Annotated in this window: 12 protein-coding genes and 1 other RNA gene; 6 read left to right on the plus strand and 7 right to left on the minus strand. The window is 69.7% G+C overall.

Features of this window, described 5'->3' with window-relative positions:
• Positions 1 to 78: 78 nt before the first annotated feature.
• Positions 79 to 1,089 (minus strand): LysR family transcriptional regulator, encoded by a 1,011-nt coding sequence (locus tag H295_RS0129995; RefSeq protein WP_020139040.1) that lies wholly within the window; start codon positions 1,087 to 1,089, stop codon positions 79 to 81.
• An 84-nt stretch (positions 1,090 to 1,173) separates the two neighbouring features.
• Here H295_RS0129995 and H295_RS0130000 point away from each other — a divergent pair, with 84 nt between their 5' ends.
• The 6 genes from H295_RS0130000 to H295_RS0130025 all read left to right on the plus strand — a co-directional run bounded on the left by H295_RS0130000 (position 1,174) and on the right by H295_RS0130025 (position 8,971).
• A complete protein-coding gene (locus H295_RS0130000) occupies positions 1,174 to 2,502 on the plus strand; it encodes an MFS transporter (RefSeq protein ID WP_028809872.1) in 1,329 nt (442 codons plus the stop codon).
• Between the two features lie 147 nt (positions 2,503 to 2,649).
• Positions 2,650 to 3,942, plus strand: coding sequence for an ABC transporter substrate-binding protein (locus H295_RS0130005; protein WP_028809873.1), 1,293 nt, complete (start codon positions 2,650 to 2,652; stop codon positions 3,940 to 3,942).
• Entirely contained in the window at positions 3,939 to 4,883 is a 945-nt protein-coding gene (locus H295_RS0130010; RefSeq protein ID WP_020139043.1) for a carbohydrate ABC transporter permease, read from the plus strand. The genes H295_RS0130005 and H295_RS0130010 overlap by 4 nt, the downstream gene beginning before the upstream one ends.
• Entirely contained in the window at positions 4,880 to 5,704 is an 825-nt protein-coding gene (locus H295_RS0130015; protein ID WP_020139044.1) for a carbohydrate ABC transporter permease, read from the plus strand. The genes H295_RS0130010 and H295_RS0130015 overlap by 4 nt, the downstream gene beginning before the upstream one ends.
• A gap of 13 nt (positions 5,705 to 5,717) precedes the next feature.
• A complete protein-coding gene (gene yicI, locus H295_RS0130020) occupies positions 5,718 to 7,967 on the plus strand; it encodes an alpha-xylosidase (protein ID WP_020139045.1) in 2,250 nt (749 codons plus the stop codon).
• Entirely contained in the window at positions 7,967 to 8,971 is a 1,005-nt protein-coding gene (locus H295_RS0130025) for a LacI family DNA-binding transcriptional regulator (RefSeq protein ID WP_020139046.1), read from the plus strand. The genes yicI and H295_RS0130025 overlap by 1 nt, the downstream gene beginning before the upstream one ends.
• An 80-nt stretch (positions 8,972 to 9,051) precedes the next feature.
• On the opposite strand, the gene H295_RS0130030 is transcribed toward H295_RS0130025, so the two are convergent.
• From H295_RS0130030 to ftsX, 6 genes are all read right to left on the minus strand, one after another.
• Entirely contained in the window at positions 9,052 to 9,654 is a 603-nt protein-coding gene (locus H295_RS0130030) for a contact-dependent growth inhibition system immunity protein (protein WP_020139047.1), read from the minus strand.
• Positions 9,655 to 9,668: 14 nt separating this feature from the next.
• The gene (locus tag H295_RS0130035) at positions 9,669 to 14,552 is read right to left on the minus strand and encodes a ricin-type beta-trefoil lectin domain protein (RefSeq protein ID WP_020139048.1); all 4,884 of its coding nucleotides are present in this window, start codon (positions 14,550 to 14,552) and stop codon (positions 9,669 to 9,671) included.
• A 277-nt stretch (positions 14,553 to 14,829) separates the two neighbouring features.
• Positions 14,830 to 15,216: a transfer-messenger RNA gene (ssrA, locus tag H295_RS45035) on the minus strand.
• Positions 15,217 to 15,317: 101 nt separating this feature from the next.
• On the minus strand, positions 15,318 to 15,860 hold the full coding sequence (gene smpB / locus H295_RS0130040; protein ID WP_020139049.1) for an SsrA-binding protein SmpB: 543 nt from the start codon (positions 15,858 to 15,860) through the stop codon (positions 15,318 to 15,320).
• A 96-nt stretch (positions 15,861 to 15,956) separates the two neighbouring features.
• Positions 15,957 to 17,129, minus strand: a complete 1,173-nt coding sequence (locus tag H295_RS0130045; RefSeq protein ID WP_199788632.1) for a S41 family peptidase — start codon at positions 17,127 to 17,129, stop codon at positions 15,957 to 15,959.
• Positions 17,130 to 17,197: 68 nt separating this feature from the next.
• A complete protein-coding gene (gene ftsX, locus H295_RS0130050) occupies positions 17,198 to 18,115 on the minus strand; it encodes a permease-like cell division protein FtsX (RefSeq protein ID WP_020139051.1) in 918 nt (305 codons plus the stop codon).
• Between the last annotated feature and the right edge of the window lie 15 nt (positions 18,116 to 18,130).

Here is an 18,130-nt window from a genome sequence, read left to right on the forward strand (position 1 = left end):
CGGTCCGAGCGCCCCCTTTATCACAAAGTGCTCAGGTGGTGAATGTAGCGCAAGCGGACGTTCTGTGTTTGCCGCGTGTCAATCGCAGGGGTGCATATCGTGCTGATCGATGGCTGGAATCCATCCATCGGCGGGCAGTTGGAGCCATCCCCGTTCGACGGACAATTCGACCGCGGCCCGCCGGAGGACATCGAACGCCGGGTGCACCAGCCCCCTGCGCCACACCAACGACAGCGGCGACAGCGGCACCGGGTCGACCAGCGGACGCAGCACCGTGGCGGGCATGGCGGGGAAATCCACGACGGCGAGGATCGGGTTCCGGGTCTTCGCCATGATCCGCTGGAACTCCTCCTCGCCGACCGCGAGCGGCACCGGCGGCGCTATCGCGATGCCCCGTCCTTCGAACAGTTGACGAGCGAGATCGGTCCATTCCGGAGTACGCGGATTCCCGGCCCCGGCGTACACGGTCTCGCCCTCCAGCGCGGCGAGCGGGACCCGCTCCAGGGAGGCCAGCCGGTGGCCCTCGGGCAGGACGACCGCCATGGGCTCGTAGCGGACGGGCTGGTGGTCCAGGCCCGCCCGCAGTGCCGGGTCCAGGCCGGCGAACCGGCCGAAGGAGGCGTCGAGGCGACCGGCAAGCAACTCCCCCGCCGCACCGGTCAGCCCACTCTCGTAGCGGGCCATCAGCTCCAGGTCGGGAGCGAGTTCACGGGCTCTGAGCAGCACACTTCGGGCGGTGGCCTGGTCGGGGAAGTTCAGGTCCACCAGCAGGGGGCGGGCCTGCGCGAAGGCGGCGAGCAGTTCGTCCTGGGCGTCCAGCACGCGGCGGGCGTACGGCACCAGTCGCTCGCCGTCGCCGGTGAGCGTGACCTGCCGGGTGGTGCGCACGAACAGCTCCGCGCCGAGCTCCCGCTCCAGCCGCCGTACGTCTCGGCTGAGCGCCTGCTGGGCGACGTACAGCCGGGCCGCGGCGCGCGTGAAGTGCAGCTCGTCGGCGACGGCGAGGAAGGCGCGCAGGAGGCGGGGGTCGAGGTGGTGGGGGCCGGTGCGGTGAGGACCGGGAGCGGGGGCGGGGCTGGGCGCGGGCATCCGGTGAACTTACAACGCGGGTGCGTGAATCGGTGCGGAGAAGGTGTTGGACCTCTTGATCGCCCCGGCGCGACCGTGGATGCCATGCCGCAACGACCGCACGGACCGCACCGACCGCTGCCCACCATGACCGCCGACGCGCTCGTCATCGCCGACTTCAGCCCCCGGAGCCCGCGGGGTCCCCGAGCCCGGCGTTCCCGGGACTCCCCCCGCTCCCCCGGCCCCTACCGCCGCCTTCTCGCCACCCCCGGCGCCCGTGCGTTCACGATCGGGAATCTTCTCGCGCGCCTCCCCATGGGCATGTTCAGCGTCAGCGCGGTCGTCATGATCGCCGGGACGCGGGGGTCGTACGCCCTCGCCGGCGCCGTCACCGCGGCCGGTCTCGGCGCCACCGCGGTCGTCGCCCCGTGGATCGCACGGCTCGTCGACCGATACGGACAGGCCAAGATCGCCGTGCCGGCCACGCTGCTCGCCGCGCTGGGTTCGCTCGCGCTGCTGCTCTGTGTGCGCCTCGATGCGCCGGCCTGGACGCTCTTCGTGTCGTACGCCGCCACCGCCACGACCCCCAACCTGGGCGGAATGTCCCGGGCCCGCTGGGCGTACCTGCTCGACGGCGACGAGAAGGCGCTGCATGTCGCGAACTCCTTCGAGCAGGCCGCGGACGAGGCGTGCTTCATGCTGGGCCCGGTCCTCGCGGCCTTCCTGTGCGGCACGTTCTTCCCGGAGGCGGGCACGCTGGCCGGGGTGACGCTGCTGGTGACGGGCGCGCTCCTGTTCGCGGCCCAGCGCTCGACGGAACCGCCGGTGCGGAGGCGAGCCGCCTCGAAGAGCCCCTTCCGCGCTCCCGGCATCCCGCCCCTCCTCACCGTCTGCCTCGCCATGGGCGCCGTCTTCGGGTCCATGGAGGTCGTCACCATCGGGTTCGCCGACGCGCAGGGGCACCGCGCCGCGGCCGGGATCGTGCTCGGGCTCCAGGCGGCCGGGTCGTGTGCGGCGGGGCTGGTCTACGGGGCCGTACACCGGGACGGGTCCGTCGAGGACCGTTACGTGTGGTGCATCACCGCCATGACCGCCCTGCTGACGCTCCCCCTGCTGGCCGCCGCCCTCACCGGCTCCCTGCTCGTCCTGGGCTGCGCGCTGCTGGTCGCGGGGATGGCGACCGCCCCGACGATGGTCACCGGAATGACGCTGGTCCAGCGGCGGACCCCGCCCGGCCGCCTGAACGAGGGCATGACCCTCGCGGTGACCGGACTGCTCGGCGGGATCGCCTGCGGAAGCGCGGCCGGCGGCTGGACGGTGGAGCACGTGTCGCCGGTGGCGGGCTACGGCGTCCCGGTCACGGCGGCCGCGGCGGCGTTGATGATCGCCCTTGTCACCCACCGCCCCGCCCGATCGTCGAATCGCTTCACCTGATCCTGCCCAACCCATTGACGTCCTTCAACACCCGCACATACGTTCCTTCGTCGAAGCGCTTCGACAGGAGTCGTCGAATCGAGTCGAATCGACGACCCCTGCGCGGCGCCCGGCCCGAAGCACCATCCGACTCCCCGGAGGTACGGGATGTTGACGGCACGAAGGCGTGCGACGGCGACCGCGGTGATCCTGAGCGGATCGCTGCTGCTGACGTCCTGCGGAGGCTCGGACAGCGGGTCATCCGACGGGAAGACGCTGAGGCTCTGGCACTACGAGGGCCCCGACAGCGCGATGGGCATCGCGTGGAAGGAGGCGATCAAGGAGTTCGAGGCCACGCACCCCGGTGTGAAGGTGAAGTTCGAGGAGAAGAGCTTCGACCAGATCCAGAAGACCGCCCCGATGGTCCTCAACTCCTCGGACGCGCCCGACATCATGGAGTACAACAAGGGCAACGCGACGGCCGGTCTGCTCTCCAAGCAGGGCCTGCTCACCGACCTCACGCAAGAGGCGGCCAAGCGCGGCTGGGACAAGAAGCTCAGCCCCAGTGTCCGCACCACCAGCCTCTACGACACCAACGGCGTGATGGGCTCCGGCAAGTGGTTCGGCGTCCCGAACTACGCCGAGTACACGCTGGTCTACTACAACAAGGACCTCTTCAAGAAGTACGGCGTCGCCGAGCCGAAGACCTTCGCCGAACTCACCGCCGCCATGGACAAGTTCGTCGAGAAGGGGGTCACCCCGCTCGCCAACGGCGGAGCGGCCTACCCGGCCCAGCAGTACCTCTACCAGCTGGCCCTGACGAAGGCCGACCGCACCTGGGTCGACTCGTACCAGCTCTACAAGGGCAGGACCGACTTCCACGACGCGGCCTGGACCTACGGCGCCGACACCTTCGCCGACTGGGTCGACAAGGGCTACTTCAGCAAGAGCTCCAGCGGCCAGAACGACGAGGCCGCCGGTGTCTCCTTCACCTCGGGCAAGGCGCCGATCCTGTTCTCCGGCAGCTGGTGGTACGGCCGCTTCACAGCGGAGAACAAGTTCGACTGGGGCACCTTCCTGTGGCCCGACTCGAAGCTCACCCTCGGCTCCGGCGGCAACCTCTGGGTCGTACCGCAGGGTTCGAAGAACAAGGACCTCGCCTACGACTTCATCGACATCACCATGTCGAAGAAGATCCAGAACCTGCTGGGGAACTCCGGCGGTGTCCCGGTCGCGGCCGACGCCTCCGCCATCACCGACCCGCGGTCCAAGGCCCTGATCGACGACTTCAACACCCTCTCCAGGAACGACGGCCTGGCCTTCTACCCGGACTGGCCGGTCCCCGGCTTCTACGACGTCCTCGTCTCCGCGACCCAGAAGCTGATCACCGGCAGCGAGAAGCCGGACGACTACCTCAGCGATCTCCAGGAGGCCTACGACAAGGGCGCGCCGAAGCAATGACGGTGACCGTAGAACGCGGGGCGCGGGCGGCCGGCCGGAGCAGGACGCCGAAGCCCCCGCGCCGCCCCTGCGACTCCTACGCCCTGTTCCTCCTGCCGGGCGCCCTCGCCTTCCTCGCGATCATCGTCCTGCCGTTCGCGATGAACACGTATGTGAGCTTCACCGACTGGCAGGGCGTGGGCTCGCCGACGTGGTCGGGGCTCGCCAACTACCGCGAGCTGATGGACGATTCCGACTTCTGGGCGTCCTTCCGGCACAGCCTGTTCATGGTCGTGGCGATGGCGGCGGTCCCCACGGCGCTCGGACTGGTCCTCGCCGCCGCCCTGTTCGACTTCGTGGGCAAGCACTTCGGCCCCCGGATCGCCGCCGTCCTGCGGGCCTGCTTCTACCTCCCCCAGGTGCTGCCGATCGCGGTCGCCGGGATCGTCTGGAGCTGGATCCTCGCCCCGGACAACGGCTCCCTGAACGCCCTCCTGAAGGCAGTCGGCCTCGGCTCCTGGCAGCAGGACTGGCTGGGCGACCCCGGCCTCGCCCTCTACAGCGTCATGGGCGTGATGGTCTGGGTCCAACTGGGCTTCCCGCTGGTCGTCTTCATGGCGGGCCTGCAACGCGTCGACCCCCAGCTCTACGAGGCGGCGGAGCTGGACGGCGCCGGCTGGTGGCGCCGCTTCTGGCACATCACGCTGCCGCAGATCCGCCCCGAGATCTACGTCGTGCTGACCTGGTGCTCGATCGCCGCGCTCAAGGTGTTCGGCGCGGTGTACGTCCTGACCAAGGGCGGGCCCGGCGGGGCCACGAACGTGCCCTCCTACTTCTCCTTCACCACGTTCTTCGAGAAGACCCAGGTCGGCTACGGCGCCGCGATCTCCACCGTGCTCACGGTGATCATCCTCGCGCTCTCCCTGATCGGTCTGAAGCTCCAGGAGAGGACGGACGCATGACCACCGCCCTGCGCCGCTACCCGGTGCTGATCGCCCTGTGCGTCGCGGCCCTGTTCATGGTCGTGCCGTTCCTGATCGTCACGGTCAACGCCTTCAAGTCCCCGGCGGAGTACGCCCAGAACGGCCCTCTCAGCCTCCCCGACGGTCTCTACACACAAGGCCTCAAGGACTTCTGGGAGCGCGTCGACTTCGGCCGGAAGCTCGTCAACTCGGTGCTGATCAGCGGCTCGGTGGCGGTGCTCGCCGTGATCCTGTCCGTCCTCAACGCCTACGCGATCGGCATCGGCCGTATCAGGTTCCGGACCTGGGTCCTCGCCTTCTTCGTGCTGGCGAACATGCTGCCGCAGGAGGCGCTGGTCTACCCCGTCTACTACCTGAGCAAGGAAGTCGGCCTGTACGACACGAGGTTGAGCGTGATCATCGTGTTCACCGTGATCCAGGCGGCCTTCGGGACGTATCTGCTCTCCGCGGTGCTCGGCCGGTTCCCCCGCGAGATCCTGGAGGCGGCCCGCATCGACGGCGCGAACAAGTGGCAGGTGCTGTGGCGGATCGTCGTCCCGGTCAGCCGCCCCACCCTCGGCGTCCTGCTGGTCTTCTTCTTCATCTGGACCTGGAACGAGTTCCTGCTCCCCCTGGTCATGCTGATCTCCAACGACAACCAGACGGTCTCCGTGGCTCTCGGCGTCCTCCAGGGCCAGCGTCTGATGGACGCCACGATGACCAACGCGGCCGCCCTGCTCGGCGTGCTCCCCGCGATCGTGTTCTTCCTCGTCTTCCAGCGAACCCTCACCCGCGGTATCGCCGTGGGTGCCGTGAAGTAAGGACCCCCCACCGATGAAGTTCACCGACGGCTACTGGCTGCTGCGCGAGGGCGTCACCGCGGACCATCCGGCCGTGGTCCACGAGGTCGTCGCCTCCGACGGCGGGCTGGAGATCCACGCACCGTCCCGGCCCATCCGCCACCGCGGCGACCTGCTGAAGGGACCGGTCGTGACGATCAGTGCCCACGCCCCGATGCCCGACGTCATCGGCATCACCTTGACCCACTTCGAGGGCGAGCAGCCGGACCGCCCCGAATTCGAGCTCAGGAAGGAGGAGTTCACCCCGCACACCGGATCCGACGAGGACACCGCGACCCTGACCTCCGGCACCCTCTCGGTCCGCTTCGCCCGCACCGGCCCCTGGCAGGTCGACTTCCTCGCCGACGGCCGGGTCCTCACCAGCAGCGGCACCAAGAACATGGGCATCCTGCGGGACGCGACCGGCGGGCACTACCTGCGCGAGCAGCTCAACCTGACCGTGGGCACCTCGGTGTACGGGCTCGGCGAGCGCTTCGGGCCGCTGGTGAAGAACGGCCAGGTCGTCGACGTCTGGAACGCCGACGGCGGCACCGCCACCGAACAGGCCTACAAGAACGTCCCGTTCTACCTCACGGACGCGGGTTACGGCGTCTTCGTCGACCACCCCGGCAAGGTCTCCTTCGAGGTCGCCTCGGAGGCGGTCTCGCGGGTGCAGTTCAGCGCCGAGACGCAGGAATTGACGTACTACGTCATCCACGGCCCCTCCCCCAAGGAGATCATCCGCAAGTACACGGCCCTCACCGGCCGTCCGGCGCTCCCGCCCGCCTGGTCCTTCGGTCTGTGGCTGTCCACGTCCTTCACGACGTCGTACGACGAGGAGACCGTGACCTCCTTCATCGACGGCATGAAGGACCGCGAACTGCCCCTGTCCGTCTTCCACTTCGACTGCTTCTGGATGCGCGAGTTCAACTGGTGCGACTTCCAGTGGGACCCGCGGGTCTTCCCCGACCCGGAGGGCATGCTCGCCCGGCTGCACGCGCGGGGCCTGAGGGTCTCCGTGTGGATCAACCCGTACATCGCCCAGAGATCCCCCCTGTTCGCGGAGGGCAAGGCGCTCGGCCACCTCCTGAAGCGGCCCGACGGCAGCGTCTGGCAGTGGGACCTGTGGCAACCCGGCATGGCTCTGGTCGACTTCACCAGCCCGGCCGCCCGCGACTGGTACGCCGCCAAGCTGGAGGCGCTCCTCGCGCAGGGCGTGGACTGCTTCAAGACCGACTTCGGCGAGCGGGTGCCGCTGGACGTGGAGTGGTCCGACGGCTCCGACCCCGAGCGGATGCACAACTACTACACCTACCTCTACAACCGGACCGTCTTCGACGTGCTGCGCAAGCACCGCGGCGAACAGGAGGCGGTGGTCTTCGCCCGCTCCGCGACCGCGGGCAGCCAGCAGTTCCCGGTGCACTGGGGCGGCGACTGCGAGGCGACGTACGAGTCGATGGCGGAGTCCCTGCGAGGAGGGCTGTCCCTGGGCCTCTCCGGCTTCGGCTTCTGGAGCCACGACATCGGCGGCTTCGAGGGCACCCCGACCCCCGCCCTCTTCAAGCGCTGGCTCGCCTTCGGCCTGCTGTCCTCCCACAGCCGGCTGCACGGCAGCTCGTCGTACCGCGTCCCGTGGCTGTTCGACGAGGAGTCCGTGGACGTCCTGCGCCACTTCACCCGCCTCAAGCTGAGCCTCATGCCCTACCTGTACGAGGCCGCGCGGACCGCCCACGCCGAGGGGGTGCCGGTGATGCGGGCGATGGTCCTGGAGTTCCCGGACGACCCCGGGTGCGCGCACCTGGAGCGGCAGTACATGCTCGGCCCCGACCTCCTGGTGGCCCCGGTGTTCAGCGACGCCGGGGAGGTCTCGTACTACGTTCCCGAGGGCACCTGGACCCACTTCGTGACCGGGGAGACGGTGACCGGGCCGCGCTGGGTGCGCGAGCGGCACGACTTCCTGAGCGTGCCGCTGCTGGTCAGGCCCGGTGCGGTGCTCCCGGTCGGCGCGGTGACGGACCGTCCCGACTACGACCACGCCGACGGGGTGACCCTGCGGGCGTACGGCCTCGCCCGGGGCGAGCAGGTCACGGTCCGGGTGGGCGAGGTCGCCTTCACCGTCGTACGCGAGGGGGACACGCTGCGGGCGTCCTGCTCCGACCCCTCGGCACCCTGGGGCCTGGCGGCCGGGGACAGGGCGGCGCGGGCGCGGGCGGGCACCGGCTTCCTCTCCCTGGAGCTGGGCTGATGGTGAAGATCACGGATGTGGCGCGACGGGCCGGGGTCTCCCCCAGCACCGTCTCCTACGCCCTCAGCGGCAAACGCCCGATCTCCGAGGAGACGCGGCTGCGGGTCGAGGAGGCGATCCGCGAGCTGGGCTACCGTCCGCACGCGGGCGCCCGCGCCCTGGCCGGCCGGCGGTCGAACGTGCTGGCGCTGGTGGTGCCGCTGCGGACCGGGATCCACGTCCCCACCGTGATGGGATTCGCGGTGTCGGTGGTGACGGCGGCCCGCCGCCACGACCACGACGTACTGCTGCTGACGCAGGAGGAGGGCGAGGAGGGACTGCACCGGGTCGCCGACACGGCCCTGGTGGACGGCCTGGTCATGATGGACGTCCAACTCGACGACCCCCGGCTGCCGTTGCTGCGCGCACTGGACCTGCCGTCGGTACTGATCGGCTTCCCGGCCGCCGCGGACGGCCTGACCTGCGTCGACCTCGACTTCCGGGCGGCGGGCGAGGCGTGCGTGGAGCACCTGGCACGGCTGGGCCACCGCTCGGTGGCCCTGGTCGGCTCCCCGCCGGAGGTGTACGTGCGCGGGACGGCGTACGCCGGGCGGGTGGTCCAGGGCTTCACGGCCGCCGCCGACCGCGCCGGGATGTCCTCGACGGTCCTGCCCTGCGAGCCGGCCGCGGCCCAGGAGACCGCCGAACAACTCCTGCGCGAACAGCCGGCGTTGACGGGCGTGGTCGTCCACAACGAACCCGTGCTGGAACCGCTGGTCGACGCCTTCGCCGCCCTCGGCCTCCGCATCCCGTCCGACCTCTCCGTCACCGCGATCTGCCCCGACGAGGTCGCACAGTCCCCCCGCGTCCCGATCACGTCGGTGGCGCTGCCGTCGGCAGAACTCGGCGAACGGGCCGTGGACCTCCTGATGAAGAAGCTGACGGGAGCGGCGGTACCGGAGGCGACGTTGCTGGCTCCCCGGATGACGGAGAGGGGGAGTACGGGGGTGCGGACGGTGGCGTGAGGCGGGGTCCCGGCGACCCACGGGCAAAGGCCCGCGCTCACGTGAGTGCGGGCCTTCGCAACCGGGACAGCGGCCGTGCGCTACGACTCCTCGACCAGGAACCTGGCGCTCTGCACCACGAACTCGCCGTAGTGGAAAGCCGATCCCAGGGACTCCATCCGCTGGTACTGGGCCGGTGCGAGCGATCCGTCAGGGGCGTACACGACAGCCCTCAGCAGTATCCGGAACGCCAGGTCCGGAGTGCAGCGACAGGCACACTCGACGAGCGCGCCGCGCACCTCGGTGGCCAGGAACTCCACATGTTCGATCTCGGCGACGACCGCGTCCCGGTGGGCGAAGCCGTCCTCGATGTCCGCTCCCGCCAGCGGAGGCACGTCCGCCTTCCCGGACAGCCGAGCCGCGCACAGGTCGACGACCGTCCGCGTCCACTCGGCTCCCGTGATCCGCTCGAAGCTCGGGATGTACTGCGTCCCGGCCGTCCACAGCACCTCCAGCGTCTCCGAGGGAAGGTGGTCGAGAAGGACCTGGGCATCACGCCGGACCGCCAGGACCTCCTCGTCGCTCTCCTCCCCCAGGTGCTTCGCGACGACGTCTGCGGCCGTGGGGCCGTCGTAGATCCAGTCCTGGTGGAAGAAGCCCATCACCCAGGGGACACCGAACTCGAACTCGGTGAAGCGCTGCACTGTCGGTCGTCTCCTTACCTCGGGTAGCAGGTGTACACGTAATAGCCCCGAGGATGGCCCGGTGCCCTCTTCAGCATGATGTAGAAGCCATTGCCCGCGGCCTTCTCGGCTCCGTTCGCGGAGTACACCGTGCCGAGGGAGTTCCTCGCGCCGAACGTGCCCACGAACTCGCGCTCCTGCTTGCTTCCACGCAGCCATTTTGCGATGGCGTTCGCGTTGTTGGCGATCGCGTAGTCGACGACCTGCTGTGCCGTCTGCCGGTCGACGAACACGCTGTTCGGCGTGTCCCTGCCCAGCTTGAGCGTCTTGGCCTGGGCCAGTGCGATCGCCTCCGCCTTGGTCGGGTCCACGTGCTCGTCGAGCGTGTGGGCGAGGCCGGAGTACTTGTGGTCGTCGACGATGAGGTCGTTGCAGTTGTGGACCAGCACGGGGGTGCCGCCCGCCACGGCGTAGAAGGTGTGCAGACCAGACACGGTCAGGTCATACACGGTCCGGGCCTTCGACTCGTTCCGGTCGCGCACGGAAGCGACGGTGCGCAGGGCGCCCTCAGGTGTGCGCAGCCGGTCGCCGGCGCCCAGGTCCGAGGCGAGCGTCCAGCCGCGGTCGACGACGAAGAACCGGTGACCGGGTGTGCTGGTGAGACGCCTGCCGTCCGCAAGGGTGATGTCCAGCAGGTCCTTGGACGGGTGGGAGAACGTACGCGTGACCGGCTCGCCCCGCGTGGTTCCGGCGTCGGGGTCGGTCGCCAGGAGCAGGTCGCCCAGGCGGACGTCCCGGATCGGCTTGCGGCTGCCGTCGGCGAGGACCACCTGGGTCCCGCCGGGGAAGCTGTTGATGTTGCAGGCGATCCGAGCGTCGTCGTACGCGTCCACCGTGCGCTCGATGTCGGCCAGCGTTTCCGGGTCGATGTCCAGCTTCCTCAGCGCCTTGAGCGCGTCGGCGACACCCTCCCCGCGGCGCAGGGCGGTGTTCAGGGTATGGATCGCGTCCGCGATCAGGCTGTAAGCCTTGCCCGGGATGAAGTTGGACGCGGCCCAGGCGCAGTCACCGTAGCTGCCGCCGTCATTCGCAGTAGTGACCTTGTGGTAGCAGCCGGTGAAGTCTCCGATGAGCGCGTCGAACAGGCCCTTCCACAGCCCCTTGGTCGCGTCCCAGGACGAGATCTTGACCTTCTTCGTCAAGCCCGGGAACTTCTTCGTGGTGAGGAAGAACGTGTCCTCGGTGGGGCAGCCGGACTCGGTGGCAGGCACGTCCGGGTTGGTACAGAGGTAATAGCTGACAATCGCGTCGAACTTCACCTCGTAGACGAGGTCGCAGGGAAGGCGCGAGCAGTCGTCAAGCAGTCGCTGCGGGTCTCCGTTCTGCTTGATGTCGTCAATGACCGAGAACATGCCGCCAACGCCATCACCCGCGCCCGCGCCCGCCTGCACCTGGCTGTTGGCGTCGTTGCGCGCGGCCTGGTCGGCCGCCTGCTGCGCAGACTCCGCATACTTCTGCGCATCCTTCGCCGCCTGCTCCGCCGCGGTCGCCTCCGCGTCCGCGCGGTCGGCGGCGGCTCGGGCGTCCTTCGCGGACTGCTCGGCCTGCGCCGCCGCCGTGCGGGCGGCCTCCGCGTCCAGGGCCGCCTGGTCGGCGGAGGAGCGGGCGTCGGCCGCGTAGGTCTCGGCCTGGTCGGCGGCCTGGTCGGCCGCTGCCGCGTCCACGGTGGCCTGGCGGTCGTACTCCTTCGCGCGGGCCAGGGAGGCCTGCGCGTCCGCCGCGTACTGGGCGGCCTCGGCCGCGTAGCCGAGCGCCTCCTTCGCCGACCTGCGGGCATCGGCCGCGAACCCGGCCGCCTCCGCCGCCAGCGTGTACGCCGCCTTAGCGTCACCGGTCGCCGCCGCCGCGAGGCTCGCCGCCTGGGCCGCGTTCTTCTGCGCGTTGGCCGCGTGCGCCTCGGCGACCGCCTTCTGCTGCTCGGCGATCGTCTTCGACGACTGGCCCGACAGGACGGCGAGGCCCGCCGCCGAGTCGGTGGTGACGTACGGCGCGCCCAGCTGGATCGCGTCGTTGGCCGGGGCGGCGACCTGCTGGGCCGCGTTGCCGGCGTCCTCCGCCGCCTGGGCGGTGGTGTAGGCGTGGCCTGCCGCGTCGGCCGCGCCCGCGACCGCCTTGGCGGCCTCGGCCTTCGCCGCGTCGGCCTGCTTCATGGCGTCGGCGGCGTGCTTCTCGGCCTCGTCGGCCAGCTCGACCGCATTGCGGGCGGCGGTAGCCGAGGCCTCGGACGCCTTGATGGCATCGGCGGCGGCGCTGGTCGCCGTACGGACGGCGGCGTCCGCCCTGAGCTTGGCGGCCTGGGCCGCGTCCGCGTCGGAGCGGGCCCGCTTCGCGGCGGCCTCCGCGCGGGTGGCGGCAGCGTCCGCGTCGGCCGCGGCCTGCGTTGCCGCGTCCGCCTCGGCGCGAGCCGAACTCGCGGCCGACTCCGCGTCGTCGGCGGCCTTGTCCGCCTGGTCGGCGGCTGCGCGGGACTCCGTGGCGTCGGACTCCGAGTCATGCGCCTCGGCGTAGGCGTCCTTGGCATCGGCCTTGGCGCGGGCCGCGTTGGCCTGGCTCTCGGCGTCCCACGCGTCGTCCCGCTTGCCCTTGGCCCGGTCCCGGGCGGCCTCGGCGTCCTGCCGCTTGACGCGGGCCGTGGACTCGGCGCTCTCCGCCCGGCCCTTGGCCTCGTCGGCGGTCTTCGCGTAGCCCTGCGCGTTCTCCTTGTGCTGCGCGGCCTCGGCCTGCTTGGCGGCGGCGGTCTCCTTCTCCGCCTTCGCCGTCGCCGCCTCGGCCTCCGCCGCGAGCCGCTTGGCGTGTGCGTCGGCCGCCGCCGCCTTCGCGTCGGCCTCGGCCTTCTGCGTCTCGGCGAGCTTCGCCTTCGCGAGGTCCCGGGCGGCCTTCGCGGTCTGCGCCTGTACGGCGGCCGCGTCGGCGGCGGACTTCGCCTGGGCGCGGGCCTCGTTCGCGGCCGCGGTACGGAAGGCGGCCTTCGACTGCGCGGCCTGGGTCAGCGCGCGGGACGCGATGGTGGCGCTGTCGCCCGCGGCGGCACGGGTGGCCGCGTAGGCGGTGTCACCGGCCTTGGAGAGCGCGTCCAGCGCGGCCGCCGATGCCTTGGTGACCTGGGCTTTCTGCTGCCCGACGAGCAGCCCGCGACCGCGCGGGGCACCTGCCTTGTCGGCGATGCCGTACGCCGCGGTCAGCGCGGTGTCCGACGTGGTGGCGGCCGTCTTGGCCGCCGTGGCCTGGGCCTTGAGCAGGTCGACCTGCTTCTTCGCCTCGGTCTGGGCGGCCGTGACACCCTGCTTCGCCTTGTCGAACTGTGCCTTGGTCGGGTAGTCGAGGTCGTCGTCGGCACCCTGGTGCCCGGACGGGACGACGTCGAACTGCTGCGGCGCCTTGCCGGTGCAGTCCCACATCCGGCCGTCCCGGCTGTTGGTGTAGTCGGCGAGGTCGAAGCAGTTGCCGGTGCCCGGGTTGTACAACCGAGTCGTGCCGTGAGTGCCGTACTCCCACTTCTGCGAGGCGCCGGTGCCGCATGTGGAGATCTGCACGGCCGTACCGTTGGCGCTCGCGCCGCCCTTGACGGTCAGGCACTTGCCCGAGTTGGGGTTGACCAGGCGGTCGCCGTCGATCTGCCACTTCTGCCCGGCGCTGCCGTTGCAGGTGTAGATCTGCACCGGCGTGCCGTTGTCCTTCTTGCCGCCCGCCACGTCCAGGCACTTGTCGGTGGCCCCGTGGGCGTGCACGACGAAGGGGCTGGTGCCGATCCAGCCGGGGCCGCCGGCGGACCAGTAGTCCTGCCAGCGCACCAGGTGGTCGGCGCGCCAGGAGAGGCCGAGCAGTTCACCGAGCGCCTTGGAGCCGGTGGCCAGGGCCTTGACGGCGGTCTTGTTGGCGGTCAGGAGCTGATTGCGCGGGGTGGCCTGCGCGGCGATCTCCTGCTGCCACTCGGCGGAGGCGGCGGCGACCTCCTTGCCGAGCACCTTGTTCGGGTCGACCGGGCCACGCCAGGCGCAGGAGGAGAAACGGGTCTTCAGGTCCTCGACCGCGATGCGGTACTCGACGCTGCCCGGCTCGGGCGCGGTGCGCGGGAAACCGCCGTACGACAGGAAGAGACGGGCGTTGTCGACGGAAGGCGGCTCCATCGACCAGTTCACCAGGTTGTCGTAGGCCTGATGCTCTTCGTAACGCTGGTTCCAGTTGGGCAACTTCGGGTCGAGCTCACCGCCGTACAGCGGGTCTCCGAGATCCTTGACTGCCTTGACGGTGGCCTCGTCGGCCTGCGGGGTCAGGTCGCGGTAGAAGTCGCTCTCGCTCCTCCAGAACTGCTCCCAGATCCACGTGGAGATGCCGGTCTGCTGGAAGAAGTTCGGTTCGTCGCTGCTCGTGCCCGGTGGCCACTCGAAGTCGACCTTCGACTTGAAGCCGCCCGGCTGCGGCAGTCCGGAGATCTGGAAATCCCGGATGTGGTCGTAGAGAGCCGAGCCCTCCTTGTTGGCGGCGTCCCTGTCCTGCTCGAACGCCGTCGACAGCGGAGTGGTCTCCCAGTACGACCGGTTGGCCGCGGTGTGCAGCTTGTCCGGGGTCTGGTTCAGTCCGTCCTGCGCGACGCCGAACATGCCGGGGCCGCCCATTCGCAACGCCTCGCCCAACAGGCACTGGTCCTGGCGGAGTTGCTCGGCGGCCTTGGCGTCGAAGCCGTCGTAACTGTCACCGGCATCGGCCACGGGTGCCATGTCGTCGGCCGCGTACCGGCTGATCAGATCCGGCTGAACGGCCACCGAGCCGATCAGGGCCACGGCGACGGCGGACGTCAGCAGCGGTGTGAGAAGCCCGGAGCGTGCACGGGCATGCGTGAAGAGCCGATATCTCGGCATGGTGGTGTGTCCTCCCCGTGGCGACGGTGTTCCCCCGGTCGCCGTGCGACGCGCCCTGTGGCGGAGTGGTCGGCTCCGTCCGGCGCGGCGTTTACCTTAGACATACATGTCGGGTGCAGGACAAGAGTTTTCTGGGTTACATGTGGGAAACATGTGAAGCCCGGGACGGCGCGGACAGACGGGGACAGTCACGGACAGTCGGGGACAGACATGACGAAGGCCCCGCAACCGTGAGGTTGCGGGGCCTTCGCCCACATGGGGTTGTCCCCGGAGGGACGAGTGGAGATGGCGGGAATCGAACCCGCGTCCAACGGTGCAGAATCAGGGCTTCTCCGTGTGCAGTTCGCTGAGATTTTCTCGGCCCCGGCGATCACGCGAACAAGTCGCCGACGGGCCCAGTCACTGTTTGATTTCCCATTGAACCCCGTGACCGGGCTCAATGGTTTAGTCCCCTAGATTATGCCAGGGTCCGGGTCGGGAACATCCCCGGGCTGACACCCGTTAGGGCCTTCACTCACTGCTTATTAGGCAGCGAGGGCGAAGGCGCGGGAATCGCTCTTGGAATTGGCGATTATTGGTTGCGACATATGGTTAACGAGATCATTGCCGCTTCCTCGACACGCTTCCCCTGCTTCAACAGCCGCTGTCGAAACCGATCATCCCCATGTTTTGTTTTCAATGCTCACACCGACCGCGGCCGGTGTTGAGTCCATCGTACGTGACCAACGCGCGCCGATGCCACCGTATTCCCGGTGACCCGCCGCCCTACTGGCCCCGCTGCTTGCGCTTCGCCGCAGCGATCGCCCGGTCCGACTCCCGCCGGTCCTGCTTCTCCCGCAGCGTCTGCCGCTTGTCGTACTCCTTCTTGCCTCGCGCGAGCGCGATCTCGGCCTTCGCGCGGCCGTCCTTGAAGTAGAGGGCGAGGGGCACGATGGTGTGACCCGTCTCCTGCGCCTTCGACTCCAGCTTGTCGATCTCCTCGCGGTGCAGCAGCAGCTTGCGCTTGCGGCGCGCGGAGTGGTTGGTCCAGCTGCCCTGGTGATACTCCGGGATGTGGGCGTTGTGCAGCCACGCCTCGCCCCCGTCGATCTGGACGAAGCCGTCGGTCAGGGAGGTGCGGCCCTCCCGCAGCGACTTGACCTCGGTACCCATGAGCACGAGGCCGGCCTCATAGGTGTCGATGATCGCGTAGTCGTGCCGGGCCTTCTTGTTCTGGGCGACGATCTTGCGCTTGCCGCCCTTCTCACCGTCCCTGGCCTTCGCGGCCGCCCCGCCCGGCTTGGGCTGGGACTCCTTCGGTACGTACATTCCCTTGCTCATAGTGCTGCCATTTTCGCACTACTGAGGGGGTCCGGGGCCAGCCCTTAATGACGTGGTCACCGTCCGGCAGCCGAAGGACGACCTCTAGTCGCCCAATCCCTCGAGCACCGTCTCGGCCTGGCCCAGAGCCCCTTCGTCGGCCTCCAGGTCAGGCGTGATCCCCCGCCCGTCCACCCCTCGCCCCGACGGCGTCCGGTAGTGCCCCACGGTCAGCTCGGCCACGGACCCGTCCGGCAGCCGGGTGGGCATCTGCACCGACCCCTTGCCGAAGGTGCGGGAACCGACCACCACGGCCCGGCCCCGGTCCTGAAGCGCCCCGGTCAGCAGCTCCGCCGCGCTCATCGTGCCGCCGTCGACCAGAGCGACCAACGCCCGGGTGGTGTCACCGCCGGGCTCCGCGTGCAGCGCCTGCTGCGATCCGTCCACGTCGTAGGTCGCGACCAGCCCTCCGTCGAGGAAGACGGACGCCGTCGTGACGGCCTCGGTGACCAGGCCGCCGGAATTGCCGCGCAGGTCGAGGACGATCCCGCCGTCGGCCGGCGCGGCCCGCACGGCGTCACGGACCTCGTTCCCGACGCCCTTCGTGAACGAGTCGATCTTGATGAGCGTGATCGAGCCGGCCAGCTCCCGGACGCTGACCGAGTCCGTGGACAGCCGAGCGCGCCGCAGTGTCTCGCTCCACGCGCGTGTGCCGCGCTGCAGGCCCAGCCGGACCATGGTCCCGGCGGCCGCGTCCTTCGCGTCACCGCGCAGTAAGGAGACCACCTCGGTGACGGGCCGCCCGTCCGCGGACGTCCCGTCGACGCTGCGCAGCAGATCACCGCGGCGGATCCCGGCGGCCGCCGCGGGCGAGTGGGAGCTCACCTTGGTCACTTCGATACGGCCGTCCTGCTCGCGCCGCGCCCACAGCCCGACGCCGGTGTACTGGCCGGCCAGGGCCTCCTCAAACTCCTCGTACTCGCCACGGGAGTAGACGGCGCCCCAGCGGTCCCCGCTGCGGCTGACGGCGCGCTGGGCGGCCTCCGTGGGGGACTTGCCGTCGGCCATGGCCTCTTCGGCCGCCCTGGCCACGTCCTCGTGCGCCCCCGCGAGCGCGGTCGAACGGGCCGTGTCGGACGAGGACTTCCGGTCACCGCGGTCGCCCTCGGGGAGCGAGCCGGTGGCAGCGCCGGCCACCAGGACGGTCGCGAACACCAATGTCAGGGCGGCCCCGCGGCGGATGCGGCGGGGCTGACAGAACAGGTCACGGCCTGACATGCCGGTGAGTCTAGGACAACGCAAGAGGGCCGCACGGCCGGTTGACCGTACGGCCCTCTTGGCGTGCGTCACACCTTCAGGTACTTGCGCAACGCGAAGAACGCGGCCAATGCGGGCATCAGCACACTCGCGGCGAGGATCAACGGCAGCTTGGTCAGGACGGCGTCCCAGCCCACGAAGTTGATCAGGTTGAGCTTGGTGGACAGGGCCATGCCGTGGTCGATCGTGAAGTACCGGCCGACGACCAGGAAGACACAGGCGAGCGCACCGCCGATGGCGCCCGCGACGGCGGCCTCCATGATGAACGGCGCCTGGATGTAGAAGCCGGACGCACCCACCAGCCGCATGATCCCGGTCTCCCGCCGACGGCTGAACGCCGAGACACGCACCGTGTTGACGATCAGCAGCAGGGCGACGATCAGCATGAGCGCCATGAGGCCGAGCGCGGCCCGGTTCATCAGGTTGAGCATGGTGAACAGGTTGTCCAGGATGCCCTTCTGGTCCTGCACGGACTGCACCCCGTCACGGCCGTTGAAGGCGGTCGCGATGACCTGGTACTTCTCCGGGTCCTTGAGCTTGATGCGGTACGACTCCTGCATCTGGTCCGGCGTGAGGGAGGCGGCCAGCGGGGAGTCGCCGAACTGCTCCTTGTAGTGCTTGTACGCCTCGTCCTGGGACTCGTGGAGGACCGTCTGGACGACCGACATCTTCTTCAGGTCGGAGAGGATGTCCTTCTTCTGGTCCTCGGTGACCGCGCCCTTGGCGCAGTTGGGGTCCGACTCGGCGTCGCTCTTGTTGCAGAGGAAGATCGAGACGTTGACCTTGTCGTACCAGTAGCCCTTCATGGCGCCGACCTGGTCGCTCATCAGGAGCGACCCGCCGAACAGAGCGAGCGACAGGGCGACGGAGACGATGACGGCGAACGTCATCGTCAGGTTGCGACGGAGACCGACACCGATCTCGGAGAGTACGAACTGGGCGCGCATGGCGTCTTCTTCAGG

Origin of the sequence: Streptomyces sp. 351MFTsu5.1 (genome assembly GCF_000383655.1) — a bacterium.
GTDB classification, from domain to species: Bacteria; Actinomycetota; Actinomycetes; order Streptomycetales; family Streptomycetaceae; genus Streptomyces; species Streptomyces griseorubiginosus.